General features: G+C 40.9%; 25 protein-coding genes and 1 tRNA gene. 14 read left to right on the top strand and 12 right to left on the bottom strand.

The window, feature by feature from the left end; genetic code table 11:
- Window position 1: 1 nt before the first annotated feature.
- The 5 genes from AC4E92_RS01650 to AC4E92_RS01630 form a co-directional block, all read right to left on the bottom strand.
- Window positions 2–823, bottom strand: a complete 822-nt coding sequence (locus AC4E92_RS01650; protein ID WP_490238836.1) for a purine-nucleoside phosphorylase — start codon at window positions 821–823, stop codon at window positions 2–4.
- A gap of 14 nt (window positions 824–837) precedes the next feature.
- Window positions 838–1797: a SufB/SufD family protein gene (locus AC4E92_RS01645; protein WP_490238835.1), complete on the bottom strand. Its 960-nt coding sequence runs from the start codon at window positions 1795–1797 to the stop codon at window positions 838–840.
- A complete protein-coding gene (locus AC4E92_RS01640) occupies window positions 1794–2528 on the bottom strand; it encodes an ATP-binding cassette domain-containing protein (RefSeq protein WP_490238834.1) in 735 nt (244 codons plus the stop codon). Before AC4E92_RS01640 ends, AC4E92_RS01645 begins: the two co-directional genes overlap by 4 nt.
- 81 nt (window positions 2529–2609) lie before the next feature.
- The gene (locus AC4E92_RS01635; protein ID WP_490238833.1) at window positions 2610–3638 is read right to left on the bottom strand and encodes an L-Ala-D/L-Glu epimerase; all 1029 of its coding nucleotides are present in this window, start codon (window positions 3636–3638) and stop codon (window positions 2610–2612) included.
- Window positions 3635–4657, bottom strand: a complete 1023-nt coding sequence (locus AC4E92_RS01630) for a DUF1611 domain-containing protein (RefSeq protein WP_490238832.1) — start codon at window positions 4655–4657, stop codon at window positions 3635–3637. The genes AC4E92_RS01635 and AC4E92_RS01630 overlap by 4 nt, the downstream gene beginning before the upstream one ends.
- A 91-nt stretch (window positions 4658–4748) precedes the next feature.
- On the opposite strand from AC4E92_RS01630, the gene AC4E92_RS01625 reads away from it, so the two are divergent.
- Together AC4E92_RS01625 and AC4E92_RS01620 are read left to right on the top strand one after the other, a co-directional pair.
- Window positions 4749–5414: a hypothetical protein gene (locus AC4E92_RS01625; protein ID WP_490238831.1), complete on the top strand. Its 666-nt coding sequence runs from the start codon at window positions 4749–4751 to the stop codon at window positions 5412–5414.
- Window positions 5398–5649 (top strand): EscU/YscU/HrcU family type III secretion system export apparatus switch protein, encoded by a 252-nt coding sequence (locus AC4E92_RS01620; protein WP_490238830.1) that lies wholly within the window; start codon window positions 5398–5400, stop codon window positions 5647–5649. Before AC4E92_RS01625 ends, AC4E92_RS01620 begins: the two co-directional genes overlap by 17 nt.
- Here the strand turns inward: AC4E92_RS01620 and AC4E92_RS01615 are convergent.
- The 3 genes from AC4E92_RS01615 to mutL are packed head-to-tail and all read right to left on the bottom strand — an operon-like array spanning window position 5644 to window position 8644.
- Entirely contained in the window at window positions 5644–6483 is an 840-nt protein-coding gene (locus AC4E92_RS01615; RefSeq protein ID WP_490238829.1) for a hypothetical protein, read from the bottom strand. The genes AC4E92_RS01620 and AC4E92_RS01615 overlap by 6 nt on opposite strands.
- Complete coding sequence (locus AC4E92_RS01610) at window positions 6468–6977, bottom strand: GNAT family N-acetyltransferase (protein ID WP_490238828.1); 510 nt, start codon at window positions 6975–6977, stop codon at window positions 6468–6470. The genes AC4E92_RS01615 and AC4E92_RS01610 overlap by 16 nt, the downstream gene beginning before the upstream one ends.
- 5 nt (window positions 6978–6982) lie before the next feature.
- Window positions 6983–8644 (bottom strand): DNA mismatch repair endonuclease MutL, encoded by a 1662-nt coding sequence (gene mutL / locus AC4E92_RS01605; RefSeq protein ID WP_490238827.1) that lies wholly within the window; start codon window positions 8642–8644, stop codon window positions 6983–6985.
- A 62-nt stretch (window positions 8645–8706) separates the two neighbouring features.
- Here mutL and AC4E92_RS01600 point away from each other — a divergent pair, with 62 nt between their 5' ends.
- Window positions 8707–9879, top strand: a complete 1173-nt coding sequence (locus AC4E92_RS01600; protein WP_490238826.1) for an MFS transporter — start codon at window positions 8707–8709, stop codon at window positions 9877–9879.
- Here the strand turns inward: AC4E92_RS01600 and AC4E92_RS01595 are convergent.
- Both AC4E92_RS01595 and AC4E92_RS01590 read right to left on the bottom strand, forming a co-directional pair.
- Complete coding sequence (locus tag AC4E92_RS01595; protein ID WP_490238825.1) at window positions 9873–10583, bottom strand: WecB/TagA/CpsF family glycosyltransferase; 711 nt, start codon at window positions 10581–10583, stop codon at window positions 9873–9875. The genes AC4E92_RS01600 and AC4E92_RS01595 overlap by 7 nt on opposite strands.
- A 28-nt stretch (window positions 10584–10611) precedes the next feature.
- Window positions 10612–10698, bottom strand: a tRNA-Leu gene (locus tag AC4E92_RS01590).
- A gap of 165 nt (window positions 10699–10863) precedes the next feature.
- Between AC4E92_RS01590 and AC4E92_RS01585 the strand changes: the two genes are divergently transcribed.
- From AC4E92_RS01585 to AC4E92_RS01570, 4 genes are read left to right on the top strand one after another with little or no spacing between them, the layout of a single operon-like run.
- Window positions 10864–11790: a hypothetical protein gene (locus AC4E92_RS01585; RefSeq protein WP_490238824.1), complete on the top strand. Its 927-nt coding sequence runs from the start codon at window positions 10864–10866 to the stop codon at window positions 11788–11790.
- 5 nt (window positions 11791–11795) lie between these two features.
- Window positions 11796–12158 (top strand): GntR family transcriptional regulator, encoded by a 363-nt coding sequence (locus tag AC4E92_RS01580; protein ID WP_490238823.1) that lies wholly within the window; start codon window positions 11796–11798, stop codon window positions 12156–12158.
- Complete coding sequence (locus AC4E92_RS01575) at window positions 12145–12717, top strand: hypothetical protein (protein WP_490238822.1); 573 nt, start codon at window positions 12145–12147, stop codon at window positions 12715–12717. Before AC4E92_RS01580 ends, AC4E92_RS01575 begins: the two co-directional genes overlap by 14 nt.
- Window positions 12714–13538 carry an ABC transporter ATP-binding protein gene (locus AC4E92_RS01570; RefSeq protein WP_490238821.1) on the top strand — a complete coding sequence of 275 codons (825 nt, stop codon included), beginning with the start codon at window positions 12714–12716 and terminating at the stop codon, window positions 13536–13538. Before AC4E92_RS01575 ends, AC4E92_RS01570 begins: the two co-directional genes overlap by 4 nt.
- A 19-nt stretch (window positions 13539–13557) precedes the next feature.
- Here the strand turns inward: AC4E92_RS01570 and AC4E92_RS01565 are convergent, their stop codons facing one another.
- Together AC4E92_RS01565 and AC4E92_RS01560 are read right to left on the bottom strand one after the other, a co-directional pair.
- The gene (locus tag AC4E92_RS01565; RefSeq protein ID WP_490238820.1) at window positions 13558–14892 is read right to left on the bottom strand and encodes an NCS2 family permease; all 1335 of its coding nucleotides are present in this window, start codon (window positions 14890–14892) and stop codon (window positions 13558–13560) included.
- A gap of 105 nt (window positions 14893–14997) precedes the next feature.
- Window positions 14998–15501, bottom strand: coding sequence for a hypothetical protein (locus tag AC4E92_RS01560; RefSeq protein WP_490238819.1), 504 nt, complete (start codon window positions 15499–15501; stop codon window positions 14998–15000).
- Window positions 15502–15622: 121 nt separating this feature from the next.
- Between AC4E92_RS01560 and AC4E92_RS01555 the strand changes: the two genes are divergently transcribed.
- From AC4E92_RS01555 to tnpB, 7 genes are all read left to right on the top strand, one after another.
- On the top strand, window positions 15623–17155 hold the full coding sequence (locus tag AC4E92_RS01555; protein WP_490238818.1) for a glutathione ABC transporter substrate-binding protein: 1533 nt from the start codon (window positions 15623–15625) through the stop codon (window positions 17153–17155).
- Window positions 17156–17354: 199 nt separating this feature from the next.
- Window positions 17355–18905, top strand: a complete 1551-nt coding sequence (locus AC4E92_RS01550) for a glutathione ABC transporter substrate-binding protein (protein WP_490238817.1) — start codon at window positions 17355–17357, stop codon at window positions 18903–18905.
- A 48-nt stretch (window positions 18906–18953) separates the two neighbouring features.
- The gene (locus AC4E92_RS01545) at window positions 18954–19871 is read left to right on the top strand and encodes an ABC transporter permease (RefSeq protein WP_490238816.1); all 918 of its coding nucleotides are present in this window, start codon (window positions 18954–18956) and stop codon (window positions 19869–19871) included.
- A gap of 2 nt (window positions 19872–19873) precedes the next feature.
- On the top strand, window positions 19874–20725 hold the full coding sequence (locus AC4E92_RS01540; protein ID WP_490238815.1) for an ABC transporter permease: 852 nt from the start codon (window positions 19874–19876) through the stop codon (window positions 20723–20725).
- Between the two features lie 8 nt (window positions 20726–20733).
- Complete coding sequence (locus tag AC4E92_RS01535; RefSeq protein ID WP_490238814.1) at window positions 20734–21723, top strand: ABC transporter ATP-binding protein; 990 nt, start codon at window positions 20734–20736, stop codon at window positions 21721–21723.
- On the top strand, window positions 21711–22685 hold the full coding sequence (locus tag AC4E92_RS01530; protein WP_490238813.1) for an ABC transporter ATP-binding protein: 975 nt from the start codon (window positions 21711–21713) through the stop codon (window positions 22683–22685). Before AC4E92_RS01535 ends, AC4E92_RS01530 begins: the two co-directional genes overlap by 13 nt.
- A 386-nt stretch (window positions 22686–23071) precedes the next feature.
- Window positions 23072–24376: an IS200/IS605 family element RNA-guided endonuclease TnpB gene (tnpB, locus tag AC4E92_RS01525; RefSeq protein WP_490238812.1), complete on the top strand. Its 1305-nt coding sequence runs from the start codon at window positions 23072–23074 to the stop codon at window positions 24374–24376.
- The last annotated feature ends 81 nt before the right edge of the window (window positions 24377–24457 follow it).

Raw genomic sequence — 24457 nt, 5'->3', positions numbered from 1 at the left:
CCTACATGTAAGATATAACCCTCAGGATAATTCTGGCTATCTTTTCTCCAGTTTTTTCAGCTATTTCGAGAACTTCCTGAGCACTCAAAGGCTTCAGATCTTCCGGTACAGCCCTGTCTGTTATAGCAGAAAGACCGAGCACTTTTATACCAGCGTGTCTTGCAACTATCACCTCTGGAACTGTTGACATACCTACGGCATCTGCACCGAGCTTTCTGAACATTTTCAGTTCCGCGGGAGTTTCGAAGTTTGGACCAGCCACCGCAACATAAACACCTTCATAGACGTCTATCTTTTCTTCCTGAGCTGCCTTTTTTGCGAGCTTGATCAGTTCTCTATCATAAGGCTCACTCATATCCGGAAATCTAGGTCCCCATTCGTCGATATTGGGTCCTATCAACGGGTTATCCCCCATGAAATTTATGTGATCTGTTATAATCATGGGTTTCCCAACATCAAAAACAGGGTTCAACCCTCCCGAAGCATTTGTCACAAACAAATATTTCACGCCGAGCAACTGCATGACTCTGATTGGAAATGTAACCTCCTGCATGGAATATCCTTCGTAATAATGGAATCTTCCATTCATCAAGACAACATTTTTTTCGCCGAGTTTTCCAAAGATCAACTCCCCCTTGTGACCAGGTGCTGTGGATACTGGAAAACCAGGTATGTCAGAGTAGTGAAGTTTGAATGGATGTTGCAGTACATCGGCGATTTTTCCAAGACCCGAGCCGAGAATTACGCCAATTTGAGGAAGTTCACTCACCCTCTGTTTTAGAAATTCAGCAGCACTTTTTACCTTTTCCACATACTGATTCATCTTCACCCCTCCTGTCATCCTATGAGACCTTTTATTATTAACTCAGTTGCTTCATCTTCACTCAATCCCTTAGCCATCAATGTCTGAAGTTGATTTGCATTGACACGACCTATAGAAGCTTCGTGTGTCAACTCCGCCAGTTCATTCAGCACTTTCAAAACAGGAACAGTGCTCACATCTACCCCTGTACCTTTTGTTATCTCTTCACACTTTATATGACCTTTTGAATAACTGCCAATCCCATAAGCCTCATTTACAACCCTAACCTTTGACTGATCCAAAGCAACAACAGTTGTTTTTGCAATACCGCTGGAATGAGAACCCACTAAATCGAGTTTTTCCCTTATGGAAACCTGATCTGACTTGCTCGCCTTTACCTTTGCTGATAAGTCAGCAACAGCGTTGTCGTGTATTTCCACAGACGCATCAAGGCGAAGTTTACCAACTCTGGTTTTTGTCAGGGTAAAGTTATTTACAAAAAGCCCGTTTTCCTCCACGACAGCTTTTGTGACTGTATTCAGAGTTATCGAGCCAGTATCAGAATGGTAATGTTCATCGGCATAGTACATCTTTGCGTTCTTTCCAACGTGGACCAATGCCAGTGCATCATGTGTAAATTCTTCTACCCATGGAAATGTACAGTGAGCCACAAATCTGACCTGCGAGTTCTCTTCAACTTCTATCTCAAAAATAACCCTTTGGAGTCCTTTTTTTTCTACAAAACCCGTGCAGATATGAACAGGAGTCTGAATCACGGTGTTTTTCTTCACCAGTATCTTTGCCTTTACTCCATCCTCAATCTTTTGGGGAAAAATCTGTATTCCTTCCACGCTGTTAAGACCAATCACCCTGTCATTACTTATTATCAAGGATGCAACTCTTTTATCCAAAAATTTTGAAACATCTCCACCGGCTTTTTCATAAGCTTTCTTCAGCATTTCAAATTCTCTTTTCTGATCAACCGCACTTATCATATTCTCACTTCCTCTATATCTGGAAGATTTGCGTGTGAACAACCATCACACCTGTTTTTATAGTACTCTATGATCTTATCAGGTGAACCGTGTGCGAGAATCGATCCACTGCATAAAAGGTAAGCTTCTTGGGATATCCTTGCGATCTCTTCTCTGTGGGTTATAACGATAACCGTTCCATTGTTTTTTACGATGTATTCAACTACTCTCTCAATCATCGACAGGGACATTATGTCGATACCTGAGTCGGGTTCATCGAGAATTGCATACCTGGGGTTTAGCAACAAAATAGAAGCAAGCTCCACTCTTTTTCTCTCTCCTCCACTCAGAAGCCCATCGACTATTCTGTGTCTGTAAAGTTCTGGTGAGAGTCCAACAAGATTAAGCACAGATTCAACCTGATCTTTTGAGACCTTTATTTTCCCACCGAGTGTCAGGTATTGCTCCACACTGATCCCTTGAAATCTCACCGGTTCCTGCCAGAGTAATGTCAGACCTCTTTTGGCTCTCTCTGTGATCGAAAGATCAGTTATATCTTCTTTATCGAGCAAAATCTTTCCCGAGGATGGTCTGTAGTCATTTATTCCCATTATGAGATATGCAAGAGATGACTTGCCAGCACCATTTGTACCAAGGATGGCATAGACTTTACCCGTTTCAAAAACTGCATTTACGTTTTTGAGAATGTATTTACCATCTGCGTTCAAACTCACATTGTCCAGAATTAACAACCGCACCATCTCCTTACTTTAATTTTACATGGTGCGGTTTACATTCATATTAGACTTTTTAAGTCTAAATTGTTTCAAAGATCAATTCAATATGATGAAAGGACCTTCTTGCGTGAAGTCGCCCCTGAATTTTTCTTCTTTTAAAGACAGATGAGAATCCAAGTCATGGTATGTGAACGCACCTGTACCGGCGGCAAGATGGATACTCTGTCTGATTCCAAGACTGCTTTCACCCATGCAACCGATCATCAATTTGACATTTGCCGCCTGAGCCATCTGTATTATTGCCAGAGCCTCACTCAAGCCTGATTTCATGAGTTTGATGTTTATCACATCAGCTGCTTCCTCTTTTATTACTCTCAAGGCGTCGTATTTTGTGAAGACGCTTTCATCAGCCGCCACAGGATATGGACTGTTCAAGCGGACAAATTTCAATCCTTCAATGTCATATCTGAATACAGGCTGTTCAAAAACATCGACATTTACAGATTCACGATAAAGTGCCTGAATGAACTCTACAGCTTCTTTTGGTGTGAATCCCTGATTGGCATCAACCACAAAACTCGCATCTGGTGCGATTTTTTGGGAGCTGACAACTCTTTCTATGTCGGTTTTGACATCTCTACCAACCTTTATTTTTATCTTTTTGAAACCTTCTTTGTAAATTTTTTCAACCTTTGCAAGCGTGGTTTGCAGATTTTCTATTCCGACTGTTTTGTCAGTCTCAAGCCTGTCTTTGGCACCGCCAAAGAACTGATACGGCTTTATTCCAAACCTCTTGCAGAACGCATCAATCACGGCAAACTCAACAGCGGCTCTGATGGCAGGTGTTGCTCTTAAATTTGAGAGTAAATTGAACAGGATCTGGTATTTCTCGATCTCTTTTCCTATCAGGATGTCTTTTGCAGTACTTTCCATTTTTTCAAGCATTTGGGGAGTCTCACCGGAGATTACAAACAGTGCCGAAGCCTCTCCCCAACCCTCTGTACCATCTTCGAGTTTCACACAAACCTCGATATTTTCCTGTTCTTCGTGAGTGCCAAGTGATATCGTGAATGGTTGCAAGTACTGGTAAAAAACTCTCCTGAAAGAAACTGAACTGATCTTCACAGAATCACCTCCAATTTTGATATGATTTGTGAAAGTTGTTTTTCATCAAAAGGATTAAAGACGAAATAATCATCGAGCCTGTAGCTTTCATCAAGACACGATATTCCCAAAACTTTTGTATCAACGAGCTGTTTGAGCAACTGTATTTCCTTATGCGGATCTGGTTGCAAAGGAAAGTTTTCAAAGAATTCAAAATGTTTTCTGTGTGGTTCGTGTACCATGACCACATACTGAGGCATACATCCATATATCAAACCGAGTGTCACCTGACCATACGCTGGATGTCTCAAAGCACCCTGACCTTCTATGAATATCAAACGACTTCCACTTCGCTCGAGTTTAAGAATAAGCTCTTCGATAACACCGGGTACAAAATCTGCGGGCAATGCATCTATTGCAACACCTTCATCAGCCCCTATCATAATACCAGTCTGTCCTGTTGCGAGAAAAGCCGCTGGAAGATTTCTTTTCAAAGCGGCTTCCCACAGTTGAATTGCCGTTGTTCTCTTGCCGGTAGCACAATCCGTACCCAGAACACAGACGCGAATTGCCCTGGACTGGAGAATTTCTCCGTTCAGAACTCTGAGTTTTCCATCGTAGTGTCTGACATCTATTATGCGGCTTTTGGTTATTTTCGAGGCTGTGAGAAACGGTTCAGTTTCAGAGAGTTTGAGATGTAATCCAGAAACTACATCGATCCCGTACTCGATTGCTTTGAGAATATGCCTCACCAGCTCATCTGGCAGATATCCACCAACATTAGATATACCAATTATCAGAACCTTTGCACCCATGCGAACTGCCTTGTCAACGCTGTTTACAATCGGCACATCGAATCTCACCGGTGATACAAAGTCGCTGATTTTTCTTCCTTCCTGTTCGGCTATAACACAAACTGGTTTGAAAACTCTGCTGTGCCTCAACAAACCATAGGTTGTCTTTGCCAGTGATGTTCCAAGTTGTCCCCATGATAAAATTGCAGCGCAAGTACCCACTTCAAAGAACTGGCTTATTTGCAAAATTCCCCCTCCTTTCTCAGACAAATGATAACATTCAATTTTGTGATGTTGTTTTTCGAAGTTCTGGCGATAATACTAAAGGAGGGTTTCAATGGACGGTGTTGTGATTGACAGATTCGGAAAATGGGTCAAGATAAAAACCCAGAAAGGTGAAACTGTGGTCAAAATGAACAGGAAATTACCGCAGATCGGAGAACTGGTCAGAATAACCGAATATCCAGTTAATCCAAAGGTTTATGTCGCAGAAAAAATTTTTGAAGCCCCCGAAGTTCTGCCTCCTTTACAGCAGCTACAACCGCTTTTGCGGAGTATAGAAAAACCCAGAGGCGATCTTGACATACCATTTCTTGCAAAGGTTGCAGAACAAATCCAAAAGCGTACTGGACGATTGGACAATGATTTTTTTGACAGGCTCGGGCTGTACTATAAAAATGGTGAGGTTAACCAGGACATGGAAGCCTTTGGTTTATGGCTTATGACACTTTCACATCCCTACACTTTCAGGAGTCTACCTGACCTGGAAAAACCGCTTCATCTTTTCATAGATAGAAGATCAAAGACATTCAGAGTGGATTTTGTGAGAAATTCTAAGGTTATGAGTATCGAAGGAACCATCATTTCAGACCAGATATTTTTGAATATGACAGGTGTTAAAGCCAGCACAGAGCAGATTGAACAACTCAGAAGCTCGCTGAGTACATATTTCAGGACGGTTTTGATCAATACAGGAGGTCTAAAAGATGGACTATATGCATAAACTGGCAGTTGCACTTGGTTACGATCCGGAGAAATTCAATGCCCCTTTTGTGATAGCCAAGGGAAAGGGAGAAGTCGCCGAAAAGATCATCGAAGAGGCTGAAAAAGCAGGTGTGCCAATAGTTTCATCCCCAGATCTTGTCAGAAAACTGTACAGACTCCAACTGCTCGAGGAAATACCAGACGATCTGTACATCGCAGTCGCCCAGATACTGGTTTTTATACAAAATCTATGATTTCTTCTCCCTGATCTTTTCGAGAGTCTGCTTCAAATTTTCAAGTTCCTGTGCGGTTTTTCTCAAAATCCTATCCTTTCTCTTTATATTCTCGCTGAGCTGGTCAACGATTTTCGAAATCCTTCTGTCCTTTATTCTCACATCGGTCGAGCCTTCTGAGAGTTTCTCAAGTGATTCTGCAATCGAGAGCAATTTGGTTCTGTAATAATCCTGAAAGATGATCAACAATACCGTCAGAGCAATACAGATGCATAGAAGAACTGGAAAAAGTAGCTGCCAGAAGATGTCCTTTGTTTGGACACAGCTGATCGTATAAAAACCATAAACAGGGTTCACAGCAGCATAAGCATAGACACTGTGTCCCTTGTATTTTGTTTTGAATACTTTGTTGGTTTCTTGAACTGTTATGATGCCAGAGAGTGTTTCACCAATACCAGCTACCTCCGAAGTTGCAACGATTTTTCCAGCTGTGTCTGTCACAAAATACACCACAGGAGCTGATAAACCATTCAAAGAGACCAGAGTAGACTGTACATCCTGTTCTTTTCGAATGCAAACGACAACCTTTTTGAGATGCTCGTCGTATAGAAAAACCCCTCCGACTTTTTTTGCCAGATTCACATACTGATCTGGTATCTGATCTGATAAACCAGAAGAGTTTTTAACCTTCTCCACCACCTGAAGTTCTATCAATCTTGCAGCTGTCTGAACAAGTAACACGGCATCTTTTTCGACAATTTCACTGAACCGTTGCTTGATCAATAACACTGGTATTAATGAACAAAAAAGCAATACCAAAAAGATCAACAGCAATTTGATCAATCTTCGAGCCATTTTCCCATCATCACCAGATCGATGTATTCACCATCAACAAAAACCGCCTTTCTTTTAACACCCTCTACCTCAAAACCGAATTTTTTGTAGAGTGCTATTGCCCTGTCGTTGTTCGACATTACCTCCAACTGAATTTTCTTGAACCCCTTTTGTTTTGCTATCTTCAGGCATTCTTCCATAAGAGCAGTCCCAATACCTTTACCCCAGAATTGTTTTTTCACACTTATACCCAGTTCGCCTTTGTGCATTATCCTTCTTCTGTTCGAACCAGAAAGGGTTATCACTCCAACTATCTGCTTATCGTATTCAGCTACTAAGAATATTCTTCGCATATCACTCAGATATATTGTTATCATTCTTCTTTGATCTATCAGGTCTTCAACTTCATCAGGACATGTCAAAAGGAATTTCGATTCAGATGAAACCTGTCTTTTGAAAGCTACCAGCTCAGCCGCGTCGGAAAGACGCACCTGTCTGATCAGCAAGCCTTCCATTTCTATCAGATCCTTTCGAAAAATTTATCCAGATCTCTGAACTCTATGGAATAAACTACTGGACGACCATGTGGACAGGCACTGATCTTTTTATCAAAGATCCGTTTCACAAGCAAAAGAGCTTGCTGGTTATCAAGCCTGTCTTTGGTTCTCAGCGCACTCTTGCATGCTATATTGGCTATGATCTTTCTGACAGTTTCTTCAAAACTCTGAAGGTCAATCAATTTCATCTCGTCAATACTTTCCACGAGAAAATCTCTGAGATCTCTTTGATCGAGCCACTTTGGAATTTTTTTGACGACCACTTTCTCCGTTCCTATTTCATAGTCAAAGCCTATTTTTCTTAGAAGATCTGTTCTTTTCAGAAGATCAAGCTCACTTTTTCTCAGGGGTATCTCAGCATCTATCAACAGATCAGCGGCTGGCATGTCACCCAGACGGGAAATCATTTCATCGTATATGAGCCTTTCATGTGCTGCATGAAAATCGACAATGAGCAGGGCTTCAGAGGTTTGAGTGATTATGTACCTTCCTTTTGCAATACCGATCACGTTGAAATTCGATGGCTCAAGAAACTGCCTATCCTGGGGAAAAGTGACTGGCGTTTCTTTTTCCTTGACTTTGTAAGTTTCAAAAGACTCCTGCACTCTGCGGTCTGATGATGAAGATACGGGAATCTGATGTATAACGACCTTTTCAAAAGTAGCCCTGATTGTATCTCTGACGAATTTGAAGACTTTCTCTTCGTCTGAAAACTTCACTTCCAGTTTCTGAGGATGTATGTTCACATCGACATCTTTTGATGGAATGAATAGATTCAGGACAACTAATGGATGTTCTTTTTGATTTAGAAAATCACTGTATGCAGAGTAAATTGCACTCTGTATAGTTGAATTGACCACGTATCTACCATTCACATAAACAAAGAGTGATCTCCTATTTCTGAAAAAAGGTGGTTTAGTTGCACAGCCAGTTATTCTCATTCCATTTCTTTCCATATCGAATGAAGTCAGATGGTCTTTGGGTACATCTTTAAAAAGGGATCTGACACGCTCAATTAAAGTCGATGGAACAAAGTTGTACACAATCTCCTGATCGACGGATAGAACGAAAGCTATTTGCGGGTGGGATAGACAGAATCTTTCAAAGGTTTCTGTTGCCATTCGACCTTCAATGGCAGATGATTTTAAAAATTTTCTTCTTGCAGGTACGTTGAAAAACAAATCTTTGACGATGACCGTTGTGCCCTTTTGACAGGCACACGGTTTTTCATATATCAAATGTCCTGCCACAACCTCAATTTCGTTTCCTATCTGCGATTGTTCAACCCTTGAGATTATCTTAGTCTTACTCACCTGGCAGATGGAATAAAGAGCTTCACCACGAAAGCCAAAAGAGTTGAGCTTGTAGATATCTTCAAAACTCGAAATTTTACTGGTTGCATGTGGTTCAAAACAGTTTATTAAATCGTCTCTGTCCATTCCTTCACCATTATCCTGAACTTTTATCTCATCTTTTCCACCGTTTATCAGTTCAACAACTATTCTTGTTGCACCTGCATCTATCGAATTCTCGACCAATTCCTTCACAACAGAATGTGTTCCAACGATCACCTCTCCAGCCGCAATTCTTGAGACAACTGAAGGATCGAGCTTCTTAATCTTCACGTAACTTCACCTCACTTATAATAATGATAACTCACAGTACAGCAAAAAGAGGTGACTGTACTTTGAAATCACGTTCAGCAATCAAGTTCATAATTTTGATGGGTTTTGTGAGTCTTTTTTCCGATATCGTTTACGAAGGAGCCAGGAGCATATCAGGACCATACCTCGGTCTTCTTGGTGCCAGTGCCACTGTCATTTCGTTAACCGCAGGGCTCGGCGAATTCGTGGGTTACGCCTTCAGGCTTGTGAGCGGATACTTTGCAGATAGAACAAGGCGTTACTGGTTGCTGACCTTTTCTGGTTACCTGATGAATTTGCTGGCTGTTCCCTCTCTGGCTTTTGTAGGACACTGGCAGATAGCAGTCCTGCTTTTGATAGCTGAAAGATTCGGTAAGGCAGTTAGAAAACCCGCGAGGGACACGATGATGTCATTTGCCGTAAAACAGGTTGGATCAGGCTGGGGATTTGGTCTTGAAGAAGCTTTAGATCAGATAGGAGCCGTGACAGGACCGGTGATTCTATCAGTTGCCTTGGCTTTGAAAAATGGAGAGGAACTTTCAAGATACAGGTCTGCTTTCTTGTTGTTACTCATACCCGCCATTGTTTCACTGGTTCTTTTAACAGTTGGTCGAATTCTGTTTCCAACACCGAGCGATTTTGAAAAAACCACTTCTACCAGATCAGATCGATTAATGACAAAGAGTTTTCGCTGGTATCTTGTGGCAATCTCTTTTATTGCCGCAGGTTTTGCAGATTTTCCATTGATAGCCTATCATTTTTCCAGAACCAACTTAGTGAGTGCCTCTTTTATCCCTCTGTTTTACTCAATTGCTATGGGAATCGACGCTCTGGCAGCGGTTGTATTTGGTAAGCTTTTCGACAAACGCGGTCTGGTAGTTCTGATAATTTCCTCGTCGATTGCCGCGTTTTTTGCACCTTTTGTTTTTTTGTCCAAGAATCTATTTGCTGTAGTTTTCGGTGTGTGTCTGTGGGGTGTAGGAATAGGTGCTCAGGAATCCATACTGAAAGCTGTTGTTGCAAATCTGATACCTGTTCAGAAACGAGGCACAGCCTATGGAATCTTCAACACGATTTTTGGTCTTGCCTGGTTTCTTGGCAGCTTATTGATGGGTATCTTATACGAAAGATCACTGGTCCTGCTGGTAACTTTCTCGGTGCTGATGGAACTTTTTTCAGTCATGGCGATCATTTTCATGAGCAAATCAAATCAGTGATTTGAAAGAACTATTTTTATGAACTTGAGAACATCACGCGGTACATTTTTTTTGTCAAGTGGTGATTGAAGAAACCGGTAAAGCCATTCCAGGTGGATTTTTTGAATGAACCTGGGAGCCCTTTTTTTGAAACCAGAGATTACATCGAACGAACCTCCAACACCCATGGCAAAAACAGCACCTATCTTTGACAAATTCTCGCTGATCCACAGTTCCTGCTTTGGCACTCCCATACCAACGAAAACAAGATCTGCTTTGCTTTTGTTGATAATTTCGATTGGCTCATCGTTCATGAAATATCCATGATAATATCCACGGACAATGCCGTTGAACTGTTTGTTGAGATTTTCCGCCGCTTTAGCCACAACCTCTGGACGTGCACCAAGCAGAAATACCCGCCAGTTTCTCTGTTCAGCAATTTTGCACAACTCAATCATCGTATCTATACCGGTTATCCTCTGTGATTGTTTTTTGTGAATCTTCTTGATAGCCCATACAACTCCGATTCCGTCCGGAAAAATCAGGTTGGCTTTTTCAACCGCTTTTTTGTAAAATTCGTCTTCAACAGCTTTAACAACAATCGAAGCATTTGCTGTGACAACAAAGGTCTTTTTTCCGCTTGAAATTCGCTCAGTGAGTAACCAGAGAAGCTCCTGTTTTTCAGCGATTGTGATAGGCAGGTCAAAAAGTCGAACTAATTCCAACTGAAAGCCTCCACTGTAGAACTTTTACTGGTGCCGAGGGCGGGACTTGAACCCGCACGGGAGTAAACCCACATGATCCTGAGTCATGCGCGTCTGCCATTTCCGCCACCTCGGCAAACTCACTGTCTTTATCATATCACAGTAATAATTCATAATCAAGGTGGTTTTCAGCGACTGATTTATTAAAATTCTATACACAAATATTTTACAACTATGTAATTGAGTTCTACATAAGTAGTGTTATATTTATATAGAACACTATATAAATGGAGGTGTTGTTGTGCAGTTAATTAGACAGTCAAAGTTTCTTCAGGTAGCGCTGATCACAGCGATTTTGGGAACTCTTGGATGGCTGTTACCTTTTATACCGTTGAAGATTGTACTTGCCTTCATTGCCGTGGTGATTTTAGCCTTCATGTTCAAAAGCTATGTAAGACACATGGCTGGTTTTATGGCACTGGCAATTATAATCTTCTTAATTCCATCAAGCATTGGCATTTACTCACACATCATTTTGCAGAGTTTTCAAGATGTTTTTCATTTTCCTTTCACCGGATTTTTCAAGGAAGTTGAGCCTTCAAAATCAATTGATCTAAAATCGAAGGTTGTTATCGATGGACAAATGAGTGTAGACATACGTTTTACCGATTCTCATTCAATTCGACTCTCAGATGAACTTGATGTGAGTACCTCAAATGATGAAATAAGGATCTATGGAAGCCATCCTGACAAAAAATACATTATCGAGATCGGCACTGACCAGTTACAGGATCTACAGATAAACACAGCAGCTGTGTCTATCGGCGGCGAATGTCAAATAAACTCGCTTTATATCGATGGCACCATAGTAAATGTCAAAGGAAAAATCGTAGCAAATCGTCTGTCAATCAACGGCACAGGCGTAAATGTAAACGGTAAATTGGCTGGAAAGTCACTGTACATAGACGGTACAGGAATAAATCTCAAAGGTGAGTTCGAGTTTGAAGCGATCAGAATAGATGGAACCGGTATATCTTTTGACATGGTACTTTCCAGTTGTAGTTCTCTGTCCATCGATGGAACAGGAATAAATGGAACTTTAACTTACCTTGGTCCGGATGATCTTTACCTGAAAGCCGATGGTACAGGTGGAAAGATCACATTGAGAAATAAATCAAAGGCAGATATCCGACTTGATAGCTCTGGTATCAGAATAGTGAGAGAGTGATTCAGATGCTGAGAAAGGTCGATAAACACAGTGGTATACCTGTTTATCTTCAGATCATGAATCAGATTAAATCCGAAATACTGCTTGGGAATCTCAAAGCTGAGTCACAGTTGCCTCCTGTAAGAGAACTTGAAACAATCTTCGACGTCAACGTGAATACAATATTGAAGGCTCTTGATAAGCTCAAAAATGAAGGTTTCCTGGTGTCAGAGCAAGGGATAGGATACTTCGTCGCAAAGAATGTTTCAATCGATCCACAGATTACTCAGGAAATAAAAAAATTGGTTAGCAATCTCAAATCGAAAGGTCTTGATCTTTATACTTCTTTGTTGTTGATTGAGGAGGTGTGGAAGAATGAAAAACTTTGATGTTTATGTGAAAAAACAGCTTCTTGAAAAATACTCAAGCATGGTTTTTTTCTTAGCCGTGATGCTTTTTCCAAATTTCGGCGCCAAGGCATTCGGAGCTTTTTTCATAATACTGTTTTCCCTTGCATCCGACATTAGACAGAAAAAACTCGATTTGATGATCTTTTTGCCATTTACCAGAAAACAATTGTTCTACATGGAATATCTGTTTCTTTCAATGTTGATTTCAATGACTTTCTTTGTGGGCTTGATCTTTGCTGATCACTCAATATATTCTTGGCTGATACTGCTCAAAGTACTCATCTTCTTTTCATCTTACTTTGGAGTGGTGATATCTGCTGTCAGTGTTGGATTTGATCCGTATGGTGCCGCATTCTTGTTTCTGTTAGCAGATTTAGTGCTCGGTGGCATTGGATCAAGCCGTATCGGTCCTACTTTCAATCCTTATAAGTTGATAAGTCCTTCATATCAGGCAAATATCCTTGCTTCACTTATTTTTGCAGTTATTCTGGTCTATACGGCATACAGGCTCTTCACACAAAGAGGTGGTGAAAGATGATTCTTGTTGAACACTTGAGAAAACAGCTTGGTAATAAACAGGTCTTAAGTGATGTATCGTTCAGCATCGATGAAGGAACTGTATTTGCATTGGTGGGACCGAATGGAGCTGGTAAGACAACGACGATAAGATGCATAACCGGTGCACTGAAAATCGATGCCGGAGAGATACAGCTTTTTGGCAAAAAGTACGATAGTTTCAGCGAACCTCAACTGAAGGAAAAAATAGCAGTTGTTTCTGAAGAAAGGTCTGTCTTCAGGAATTTCACAGCAAAAGATTATGTGCAGATGTGGTCTAAACTCTATCCAGAATGGGATGACACCGTATTTTCAAATTTCGTTGCAAGATACGGTTTTGATCTTTCTCAAAAAGTAGAATCATATTCCATCGGGATGAAAACCATTTTCTTTGTTGGTCTGTGCATTGCAAGCCAGGCTGATTTGTTGATTCTCGATGAACCAACACAACATCTCGATCCCACAGTGAGGCTTGAAGTAATGAATATGCTAAAAGAATACGCCAACTTGGGAAAAACTATACTGATCAGTTCACATGAGATCTTTGAAATCGAGGAATATGCCACGCATCTTGGAATTATCAAAGAAGGGAGAATAATTTACTCAGATTCCATAGACAACGCCAAAGAAACTCATAGAATAGTTGATAAAGGAGAAAATCTGCAAGCCACAGATGTGATAGGTTTAGTCGGTTCGAGTGTACTGGTGAGAACCAGATCCGATGTGGGAAGGTTTCCAAAATTAAACGAGATCGTCGTAGGATATCTCACAGGTCACCGGGAAAGATTTTTATCACTGAAATGAAAGCGGGAGTCACCCGCTTTCATTCTCTTAAAAATATCAGATACACGACAAAAACAGCAGCGAGGATCCATGTCAACCAGTGAACCTGTTTTGCCTTTTTGCCGAACAGTTTTACGACAGGATATGTGATTATTCCAAGGGCTATGCCGTTGGCTATCGAATAAGTCAATGGCATCATCAGCAGAGTCACAAAAGCTGGTACAGCTTCTGTGATATCATCCCAGTTGATTTTCTTTAGGGTTTTAATCATCAAAACACCAACAAAAACCAAGGCTGGCGCAGTTGCAGCTGTCGGTACAGTCATGGCAAGGGGCGAGAAGAAAAGCATCAAAAGCATCAAAACAGCAACTACGACTGCAGTCAAGCCAGTTCTACCTCCTTCGGCTATACCTGCACTGCTTTCTATGTATGTAGTCACAGTTGAAGTGCCAAAAACTGCACCAACAGATGTACCAACAGCATCCGCAAGATACGCTTTGGATGATCTTGGTAAATCTCCATTTTTCATGAAACCTGCCGATTCCGCCAGTCCCGTCAGTGTCCCAAGGGTATCAAAAAAATCCACAAAGAAGAATGTGAAAACGACCATCCAGAATGTAGCACTGCCCAGAGCTTGAAGATTGAAATCCATTTTCATGAATGTAGGAGTGATACTGGGAATTTTACCAATCATACCTTGATAATTTGTCACTCCAAAAACTGGCAATGCACCTATCAAAGTACTGGTGAGTATCCCGATCATTATTGCTCCTGGCACTTTCAGAGCAAAAAGCATGACTATTACAAAAAATCCAATTATTGCAACTATCACATTTGGATCTTTCAAATGTCCTAAACTCACAAAAGTTGCTGGATCGGCAACGACGATTCCAGCTCCTTTGAGTCCTATGAATGCTATGAACAGACCTATACCTGCACCCGTTGCCAGCTTCACCGAATCCGGTACAGCCTTTACCACAAGTCCACGAGCACCCGTGACGGTTAAAAGGATAAATATTAGACCTTCCACGAAAACAGCTGCGAGCGCGACTTTCCAATCAATACCCATTTTCAAACATACTGTAAAGGTAAAATATGCATTCAATCCCATTCCTGGCGCAAGAGCAAACGGATAATTCGCGAACAATCCCATGATCAATGTTGCTGTTACAGAACCAAGGATCGTTGCCACCATGAAAGCGCCAAAAAACTGTGTGTAAAGGTCACTGCCAGGTGTAGCACCAGGAATAACGTTGATGAGAATAGACGGGTTTACAAAAACGATGTAAGCCATTGTGAGAAAGGTAGTAATACCTGCTACCACTTCTCTTCGCACAGTAGTACCGTTCTCTTTCAAGTGAAAGAGCTTCTCCACTTTTCTCCCTCCCACGAAAAGGATAAAAACACACAAAAATATTAAACGAGAACCATTTAATGATCTATATTCTGCGTGAAACAATTAGTTGAACAAAAGGTCTTTTTAGCCCATACTTTCAGGATTGACAAAAAGATCAATCCACGGTTTTGAAAACGAAAATCTTGTATAAAACACTATTGAGAGAAGGAATATCACAATGATGATCATTTTGAACTCTTTTGTTAAAGAAGTCATTTGAATATTTCTTTCGACAAAAGATCCCATAATCGCTGAAAGGAAAGTAACTGCAAATGCCCAGATCAATTCAATGGCAATTGATTCGAAATGTCCAGCCATGTACCAGATGATCACAATGAACCAAGGAACGAGTGTTGCTGAAAAAATTCGTGAATACCAGAAATTCTTCAGCTGAATCTTATTCCGCCAGAAAAAATATTCAATTAGTCCTGTGATTAGATAAGCCCAAAATCCCATTTTGAGATGCTCAAAAACAGATTCATCTGTACCGCAAAATATCATTAGTAAAGGCCATTTTAGCAGCTCATAACCAAAGTGGAGTACAGAAAAAACAGCCAGATAAATCAAAGCTTTCAGTGGTATTTTCATTTAAAACACCTCCAGATATATTTTGCACCAATTGAGTTTGATCTTCTGATAGTTAATTTGACTTTAACACCTGTTCAAGTGTTATAATTTTCATTAAGATCTCACAAGGGGGTGTATGAGTATGAAAAGGTTTGTGGTATTTTTTCTGGCGACAGTTGCCGTTTTTAGTTTTGCAGCTAAGTACGGCGGGACATTGAGATTTGTCATGGGTGCCGATGCTGTAAGTTTGTTACCTGCAAACCAGACTGACAACATCAGTGGGACTGTTTGTAGACATATCTTTGAGGGTCTTGTCGAATTTGATGAAAAACTGAATTTAATGCCGGCACTTGCAGAACGCTGGGAAGTCTCCAGTGATGGAACAGTCTACACTTTTTATCTGAGAAAAGGTGTCAAATTCCACGACGGAGCAGATTTCAACGCTCAGGCAGTAAAAAAATACTATGATTATGTATTAAACAACAATTTGAGAAGAACAGGTCTGTTCAAAGGGATTATCAAGACAATTGAGGTTGTAGATGATTACACTGTGAATTTCATACTGGAAAAACCATTTTCACCATTTCTTTACAGGCTCGCGCATGAGGGTGCACTCATCGCTTCTCCAAAGGCAATAGATGAGTTTGGCTCAGATCCGGGTAAACTGGGCAGGATGGCTGTGGGAACAGGTCCATTTATGCTCAAAGAATGGAAAGTAGGCGAGAGAATAGAATTAGTGAAAAATCCAAACTACTGGAGACAGGGTCAGCCTTATCTGGATGGAATCGTTTTCACGATAATACCTGAGGATGTGACTCGAGTGAACCAGTTGAGAGCCGGTGATGCTGATGTGATGTTCAATCCACCACCTGCTTTAGTACCAACCTTGCAAAAAGACGATAGGCTCAATGTCAGAATTGAACCGAGTCTGAGGGTAATCTACATAGGTATGAATATCAGAAAGGCTCCGCTCAACGATGTGCGCGTTAGACAGGCACTGAATTATGCAATCGACAAGAGTAAACTTTGCTCTGCAATCATGAAGAATCTCGCTATTCCATCTGATTCACCGCTCTCAAAGTACACCGTTGGTTACGCACCAACAGGCGGCTATCCCTATGATCCACAGAAAGCCAGACAACTTCTAAAAGAAGCAGGTCAGGAAAATCTAAAACTGGAACTGATCACTCCCAAGGGTAGATATCTGAATGATTACGAAGTTGCCATTGCCGTTCAGGGTATGCTCAAAGAAGTTGGAGTAACTGTAGATGTTAAACCAATGGAATGGGCTACATATCTCAACTTTTTGGATAACCCTGACAATTTGAGCTACGAATTGTTCCTGCTTGGATGGGCTCCATCCACCGGTGAAGGTCACTGGGTTTTATATCCACTATTCCACTCAGACAACATCAAACCAAACGGCACAGGAGACAATTTTGCCCTGTACAGTAACCCCACAGTAGATGATCTGATCACCAAAATAGGTTTTGAACTTGATAGAAACAAGTTGACACAGTATTATGCCCAGGTGCAAAAGTTGATAGTTCAGGATGCTCCATGGATATTTTTGTATAACATGGCTAATGTCGTAGCATTTAGAAAAGAACTCAAAGATGTTTGGATATTGCCAACAGAGTTTGTAATTGTTAAATACGCCTGGTTCGATAAATGATCAATGAGTGTGGCATAAGCCACACTCATTTTTTATTTTAATCTTCCCACCAGATTTTACCATCCCTTTTCATCCATCCCTTTTATTAATACACAAATTTTTGTTTATCAAATTTATACAACCTCTAAAACTCATTGACAATAATTCTTGATCATGGTAGAATTCCATTCAAATAAACCGCACAAAGGAGGTGAAACTGGTGAGGAAAGCTGTGTTAGCCGTTTTGTTGCTTTTTGCTGTTTTTAGTTTTTCAGCCAAGTACGGTGGAACACTCAGGTTTTTGATCGGAGTTGACGCAACAACCCTGCTCGGACCAAATATTCCAGACTCAATAAGCAACATAATCGCAAGTCATATCCTCGAGGGACTCATCGATGTTGATGAAAACTTAAAGATCATACCACGCCTTGCCGAGCGGTGGGAAATTCAGGAGAACGGGACCGCCTACGTGTTTTATCTGAGAAAAGGTGTCAAATTCCACGACGGTGAAGATTTCAACGCCTACGCAGTTAAAAAGCATTTTGATTATGTTCTCAACTCGTCTCTGAGAAATGTTGGTATGTTCAAAGGTATCATCAAAGAAGTTCAGGTACTGGACGATTACACAGTTAAATTCAAGCTCTTTCAACCTTATACTCCAATACTATATCGATTGGCAACTTCTTCTGCAGCCTGGATTCTTTCACCAAAAGCTATTGAAAAGTATGGTAACGATCCGGCTGTTTTTGGAAGAAATCCTGTTGGAACCGGACCATTTGTTTTCAAAGAATGGAAAGTAGGAGAAAGAATCGAGTTGGTAAGAAATCCAAATTATTGGCGAGAAGGATTACCGTACCTGGATAGAATAACCTTTTCCGTTGTTTCTGAAGATGTTTCTCGTGTCACCCAGGTTAGAGCAGCTGATGCAGATGTTATGTACAACCCTCCTCCGGCATTAATCCCGTCTCTGGAACAGGATTCGAGATTAATTGTGAAAACCATACCAACTGTGAGAGTGATCTACATAGGCATTAACAGTCGCATATCTCCTTTGAATGATGTAAGGGTCAGACAGGCGCTCAATTACGCTATTGACAGAGAAAAACTCTGCAAGGTCATCATGAGAGATATGGCTCGACCATCTGATTCACCTTTATCGAGCATCACTTACGGCTATGTTTCTACAGGTCTGTATCCCTATGATCCTCAGAAAGCCAGGCAACTGTTGAAAGAAGCCGGTTATAACGGCTTAAAACTAGAACTCATTACTCCGAAAGGAAGATACTTGAACGACTATGAGACTGCTGTAGCACTGCAGGGAATGTTCAAAGAAATAGGTATAACTCTTGATGTTAAACCTATGGAATGGGGTACCTATGTGGCAAAAATACTCTCCAACAAACCAGAAGATTGGGATTATCAGATGTTCTTGCTTGGCTGGGCTCCCGGTACCGCTGAAGGTCATTGGGTGCTGTTCCCGCTTTTCCATTCGTCGAATCAGGTGGGTAATCCTCAAGGCACTGCAAAATACAACAATTTTTTCTACAGCAATCCAAAAGTCGATGAACTCATAGACAAAATCGGTACCGAACTCGATGAAAAGAAATTGATGGAATATTATGCTCAGGCGCAAAAAACAATTGTTCAGGACGCTCCTGCGATATTTCTATATGAAATGAAAATCGCCACAGTTATGCGTAAAGAAATCAAAGATCTGAAGATCTACCCCACCGAACGTTTTGACATGATGTATACTTGGGTTGATCAGTGAATTTTATGGGGTGTGTCAGCACACCCCAGTGTCTGTGGGGTGTTACAGGTGATCAAGTTCATCACGCGAAGATTACTACTTCTGATACCAGTAATAATTGGAGTTTCAATAATATCTTTTTCGATAATGCACATGATACCTGGTGATCCAGCCCGGATCATAGCTGGAGAAGGCGCAACAAAAGAAGACATCGAAGCGATACGTAACAAATACGGTTTGAATAAACCCTTGATTGAACAATACTTCAGATTTATGCAGGGAATTTTGACAAATGATTTGAGATCTATAAAAACTGAAAGACCGATTTTGAAGGAAATCTCACCGAGATTTCTCAATACTGTTCAGCTTGCTTTAGTAAGTATAATTATCTCTTCAATAATAGGCATCTCGCTTGGTATTGTTTCCGCAGTGCGGAGAAATACGTGGATCGATAGTTTTGCCATGTTCTTCTCTCTAATTGGTGTCTCTATGCCCATTTTTTGGTTGGGCATCTTATTGATAATCACTTTTTCTGTTACTCTTGGCTGGCTGCCATCTGGCGGTAAAGGAGGAATCGAACACATAATTCTTCCTGCTATAACACTTGGTCTTGCAACATCAGCCATAATAGCAAGAATGACACGTGCCAGTATGCTTGAGGTTCTCAACCAGGATTATGTGAGAACAGCCAAGGCGTTCGGCCTGGCAAGAAGAAAAATTGTGTACAAGTACGTTTTGAGAAATGCCCTTATTCCAATAATAACGGTTATCGGGTTGCAGTTTGGTTATCTTCTCGGTGGTGCCGTGCTGACCGAGAGTGTATTCGGCTGGCCCGGGCTTGGCAGGTATGTTGTGGATTCCATTTTCAATCGCGACTATATAGCCGTTCAGGTTGGAATAATGGTAATAGCTATGTCCTTCGTCTTAGTAAACTTGTTTGTCGATATTCTATATGCACTGGTTGATCCGAGATTGAGGCGGGGTTGAATATGCCAAGAAAAAGTTCACTGGCGATTACATTCAAGCGAATAAGCAAAAACAAGGGTGCGTTGATTGGTATGTTCATTGTATTTGCAATTATAATCATTGCTCTTGCGGCACCTTTAATAGCACCATACGATCCGTACAAGCAGGATCTGCTCTCGAGTCTTGAGGGACCATCTTTACGTCATCCATTTGGCACCGATATCTTCGGAAGAGATGTGTTGAGTAGGTTAATCTACGGTGCAAGAACATCTGTATCTATTTCTTTTTTGTCCGTGATAATTGCAATCTTCATGGGTGCAATAGCAGGAACGCTCGCCGGGTATTTTGGTGGAGTCATCGATGAGGTTTTAATGAGATTCTTAGACATATTGATGGCATTCCCGGACATACTCCTTGCCATAGCCATCGTCGCGGCATTGGGACCTGGCAAATCTAATCTGATCATAGCTATCGCTGTCTATTCATTTCCCCAGTTTGCAAGAGTTATGAGAGCCTCTGTTTTAACGGTCAAGAATAACGAATACATAGAAGCAGCCAAAGCTATAGGAGAATCAAATATGTCAATATTGATCAGATATGTCGTGCCAAACGCGTTGGCACCGATAATTGTACAGGCTACCCTTAGAATGGCAACAGCTATATTGACAATATCTGGATTGAGTTTCCTTGGATTAGGAGTCAAACCACCAGAAGCGGAATGGGGAACAGATCTCGCGATGGCAAGGGTTTATCTGGAAATAGCACCTCATCTGGGTATTTTCCCGGGTATTGCACTGTTCTTGACGGTGATGGGATTTAATTTGTTTGGAGATGGACTTAACGACGCTTTGAATCCAAGATTGAAGGACAGGTGACACAAAAGATGGGAGAGTTACTGAAAATAGAGAACCTTCGGTTATACTTCGACACCGAAGAAGGCACCGTAAAAGCCATAGAGGATGTCAACTTAACGGTCAACAAAGGTGAAATCGTCGGTATCGTTGGAGAAACAGGCAGTGGAAAATCAATCACAGCTATGAGCATATTGAAGTTAATACCTACACCGCCAGCGAGATATCTTGGTGGGAAGATCTGGTTCGATGGTCAGGAGATTAACAAATTATCAGAGCAGGAAATGACTCAAATCCGTGGCAAGAAGATATCAATGATCTTTCAGGAGCCGATGACTTCGCTCAACCCAACATTTACCATTGGTGAACAAATTTGCGATGTGATCATGACTCATACAAATGTCAGCAAGCAGGAGGCTATCTCAAAAGCCATAGAGACATTTAAACTGGTGAGAATGCAGGATCCTGAATCTCTTTTAAGCAAATATCCACATCAGTTATCTGGTGGAATGAGACAGAGAGTAATGATCGCAATGGCATTGGTATGCAATCCAAAGTTGTTGATTGCAGATGAGGCAACTACTGCACTGGATGTTACCATCCAAGCTCAGATTTTGAGCCTGTTGAGAAAAATGAATCAGGAACTTGGACTGAGTGTCCTGATCATCACCCATAATTTCGGTGTTGTGGCACAGATTTGCGATAAGGTAGCGGTCATGTATGCCGGATATATTATCGAATTTGCCGAAGTTAAAGAGATATTTCAAAGACCTTTGCATCCATATACAAGAGGGCTTCTGAGTGCTATACCACCTGTTGATAGCAAGGTAAGCCAGCTCAAAGTGATCGAAGGTAGTGTCCCGAACCTGATAGATCCTCCAGGCGGCTGTCGTTTTCACCCTCGCTGTGAGAGGTTCGTAAAGGGTCTGTGTGATAACAAGGTTCCAGAGCTTACAGGTTCAAATCACAAAGTTGCCTGCTTTAATCCGTACAGCGGTGGTGACCAAAATTGGAAATCCTGAAGGTTAGAAAACTGGTAAAGACCTTTTCAGTAAAAAAAGGATTTTTTGGCAAACACTTTTTAATCAAGCCTCTGAATGAGGTTTCATTTGATTTGAATGAAGGTGAAACGCTTGGTGTTGTTGGTGAATCTGGATGCGGTAAAACAACACTCGGTAGAACTGTGATAAGGTTACAGAAACCAGATGGTGGTGAAATAATCTTCAATGGAATCAACATAACAGATCTACCTGAAAAAGAATTCCGCCAATTTCGACGTAACATGCAGATAGTTTTTCAGGATCCATTTTCCTCACTGAACCCACGCATGACCGTCTATGACATACTCGCGCGACCGATAAGAATTCACCAGAAACTCCCGAAAGCCCAGGAGAGATCTTTAATCATGAATACGCTGGAGAGTGTGGGCTTGAAATCCGAGCATGTTGGTAGATTTCCGCATGAGTTTTCCGGTGGGCAGAGGCAGAGGATAGCAATTGCCCGCGCCATAATAACAAAGCCAAAATTCATCGTACTTGATGAACCAACCTCGGCACTTGATGTTTCTGTCCAGGCTCAGATAATGAACCTGCTCAAAAAACTGAAAGAAGAGTTGAATCTCACTTACATGTTCATATCTCACGATCTGTCTGTGATCAAATTTCTAAGTGACAGGATAGCAGTCATGTATCTTGGGCAGATAGTTGAAATGGGAAAAACAGATTCAGTAGTCAGTAATATGCTCCATCCTTACACACAGCTGTTGTTCAACTCCATACCCATACCGGATCCGGAAAAGAAAATGAAGTTGACAATAGATGTAAGTGAAATCCCATCACTGATCAATTTGCCAGCCGGGTGTCCTTTTTTCGACCGCTGTCAGTTCAGAATGACTGAATGCAAAGATGCACGTCCTGCTTTGATAGAGATCAAAAAAGATCATTCTGTTGCCTGTTTTCTGTACCATAAATCTGTTCATCAATGAAAAACAGAAAGTACATTTGGGCAAAATTTGATCACTAACAGCAGTTAATTTTTTGCTCAATACAATCTCAATCTAAGGTTTAATCCAATTCACTGCAAAAAATTTGATGGAAAAACGCTTTTATTCCTGTCTTCAGACATGAGTAAAGGCGTCATTATGTAAAAGTAATCACAGAGAGAATAACAGTAAATAGTTGTTTACCTCATCTGCATATGTTATAAATATATACAGAGGAAATGAGATAAAATGGCAACTGTTCATCATGGAAGAGGATACGTATATTCACTTCAGTATCACATAGTTTGATGTGTAAAGTACAGACATAAAATATTGTACGAGGAACAAATAAGAGAGTATATCAATTCTCAGAAGGGGAAGTAAGGTACATGATAGTCACATACAGGTATAGAATATACCCCACAGATGAGCAAGAGATAAAGTTAAAGAAGACTTTTGGTTGTGTCAGATTTGTATGGAATTATTTTTTAGCACGCCAGAATGAGATTTATAAAACCCAGAAGGCATCACCTAATGTTTATGAGTGGATAGAACACCTGCAAAAACATCTCAAAAAAGAGTATCCATGGTTGAAAGAACCAGACAAGTTTGCGCTTGAGAATCAAATCAAAAGACTTGTAGAGGCATTCGAGAAATTTTTTAACAAGCAGGCAAAATACCCAAAGTTTAAGAGAAAGAAAAGCAAATATTTTTCATACACAACAAGCTATACAAATGGCAACATAGAAGTAGATTTTGGTAAGCTAACGACAGACCCTAATAAAAAACGTTGCTGGGGGAGAGTAAAACTACCCAAACTTGGCTGGGTAAAAGCAAGAATCCACAGAGTTTTTGAAGGCAAAATCAAAACAGCAACAGTAAAAATGCTACCAAGTGGACACTTTTATGTGTCAATAGCAGTAGAAAAGGATGCGGTTGACAATCATAATATGCCAAAAACACCTACAAATTTTGCTATTGCTTTTGATCTTGGGGTTAAAGAGTTCTTGGTAGACAGCAATAGCAGACATATAGAAAACCCCAAGATACTTGCAAAGTATGAAAAAAGAATAAAGAAACTTCAGAAAGAGCTTTCAAGGAAGAAGGAAGGTAGCAAGAACTTTGAGAAGACAAGAATAAAACTTGCAAAGCTTTACGAAAAGGTAGCAAATATTAGAAAAGATTATCTACATAAATTGTCTTCACAGATTGTTAACGAAAACCAAGTGATAATCTGTGAAGACCTGAAGACAAAGAACCTTGTCAGGAATCATAATTTTGCAAAGAACATATTGGATGTATCATGGTCAAAGTTTGTAGAGATGCTTGAGTACAAATCTAATTGGTATGGCAGGACATTTGTGAAAGTTTCATCGAGTTTTCCATCGTCGCAGATTTGTAGCAATTGCGGGTACAAAAACAGGCAGGTGAAAGACCTGAAGATAAGGGTATGGCAATGTCCAATTTGTGGTATGGTACACGATAGAGATGAGAATGCAGCCAAAAACTTACTAAAAGAAGGGTTATCACATTTAGGCATAGCTATAAATGTACAGAGTAGGGGTGGTGGGCTCCGAGCCGGTAATGGCAATGCCTGTGGAGACTGGACCTCTACTGCTGGGCTGGATAATCTCCATCTACCAGTAGCAAGCCGGTCGATGAAGCAGGAAGCCCGCGACTTCAGTCGTGGGTAACTTCATTTTTGTATATCCATTGTACTAAATCTGATTGTGTTTCAAAGGTAGTACCAAAAACTGTGGGCAGCAGGAACTGCC

Source organism: Pseudothermotoga sp. (assembly GCF_031962025.1).
GTDB lineage: Bacteria > Thermotogota > Thermotogae > Thermotogales > DSM-5069 > Pseudothermotoga_B.
The sequence above is the reverse complement of the archived record's forward strand: the minus strand, read 5'-3'. Positions and strand labels throughout refer to the sequence as shown.

Bases quoted from the DNA above. Each gene is read 5' to 3' on its own strand.
- AC4E92_RS01650 (WP_490238836.1), bottom strand. From the start codon at position 823: ATGAATCAGTATGTGGAAAAGGTAAAAAGTGCTGCTGAATTTCTAAAA.
- AC4E92_RS01645 (WP_490238835.1), bottom strand. From the start codon at position 1,797: ATGATAAGTGCGGTTGATCAGAAAAGAGAATTTGAAATGCTGAAGAAA.
- AC4E92_RS01625 (WP_490238831.1), top strand. From the start codon at position 4,749: ATGGACGGTGTTGTGATTGACAGATTCGGAAAATGGGTCAAGATAAAA.
- AC4E92_RS01620 (WP_490238830.1), top strand. From the start codon at position 5,398: ATGGACTATATGCATAAACTGGCAGTTGCACTTGGTTACGATCCGGAG.
- AC4E92_RS01615 (WP_490238829.1), bottom strand. From the start codon at position 6,483: ATGGCTCGAAGATTGATCAAATTGCTGTTGATCTTTTTGGTATTGCTT.
- AC4E92_RS01610 (WP_490238828.1), bottom strand. From the start codon at position 6,977: ATGGAAGGCTTGCTGATCAGACAGGTGCGTCTTTCCGACGCGGCTGAG.
- AC4E92_RS01580 (WP_490238823.1), top strand. From the start codon at position 11,796: ATGCTGAGAAAGGTCGATAAACACAGTGGTATACCTGTTTATCTTCAG.
- AC4E92_RS01575 (WP_490238822.1), top strand. From the start codon at position 12,145: ATGAAAAACTTTGATGTTTATGTGAAAAAACAGCTTCTTGAAAAATAC.
- AC4E92_RS01570 (WP_490238821.1), top strand. From the start codon at position 12,714: ATGATTCTTGTTGAACACTTGAGAAAACAGCTTGGTAATAAACAGGTC.
- AC4E92_RS01560 (WP_490238819.1), bottom strand. From the start codon at position 15,501: ATGAAAATACCACTGAAAGCTTTGATTTATCTGGCTGTTTTTTCTGTA.
- AC4E92_RS01555 (WP_490238818.1), top strand. From the start codon at position 15,623: ATGAAAAGGTTTGTGGTATTTTTTCTGGCGACAGTTGCCGTTTTTAGT.
- AC4E92_RS01540 (WP_490238815.1), top strand. From the start codon at position 19,874: ATGCCAAGAAAAAGTTCACTGGCGATTACATTCAAGCGAATAAGCAAA.
- AC4E92_RS01535 (WP_490238814.1), top strand. From the start codon at position 20,734: ATGGGAGAGTTACTGAAAATAGAGAACCTTCGGTTATACTTCGACACC.
- tnpB (WP_490238812.1), top strand. From the start codon at position 23,072: ATGATAGTCACATACAGGTATAGAATATACCCCACAGATGAGCAAGAG.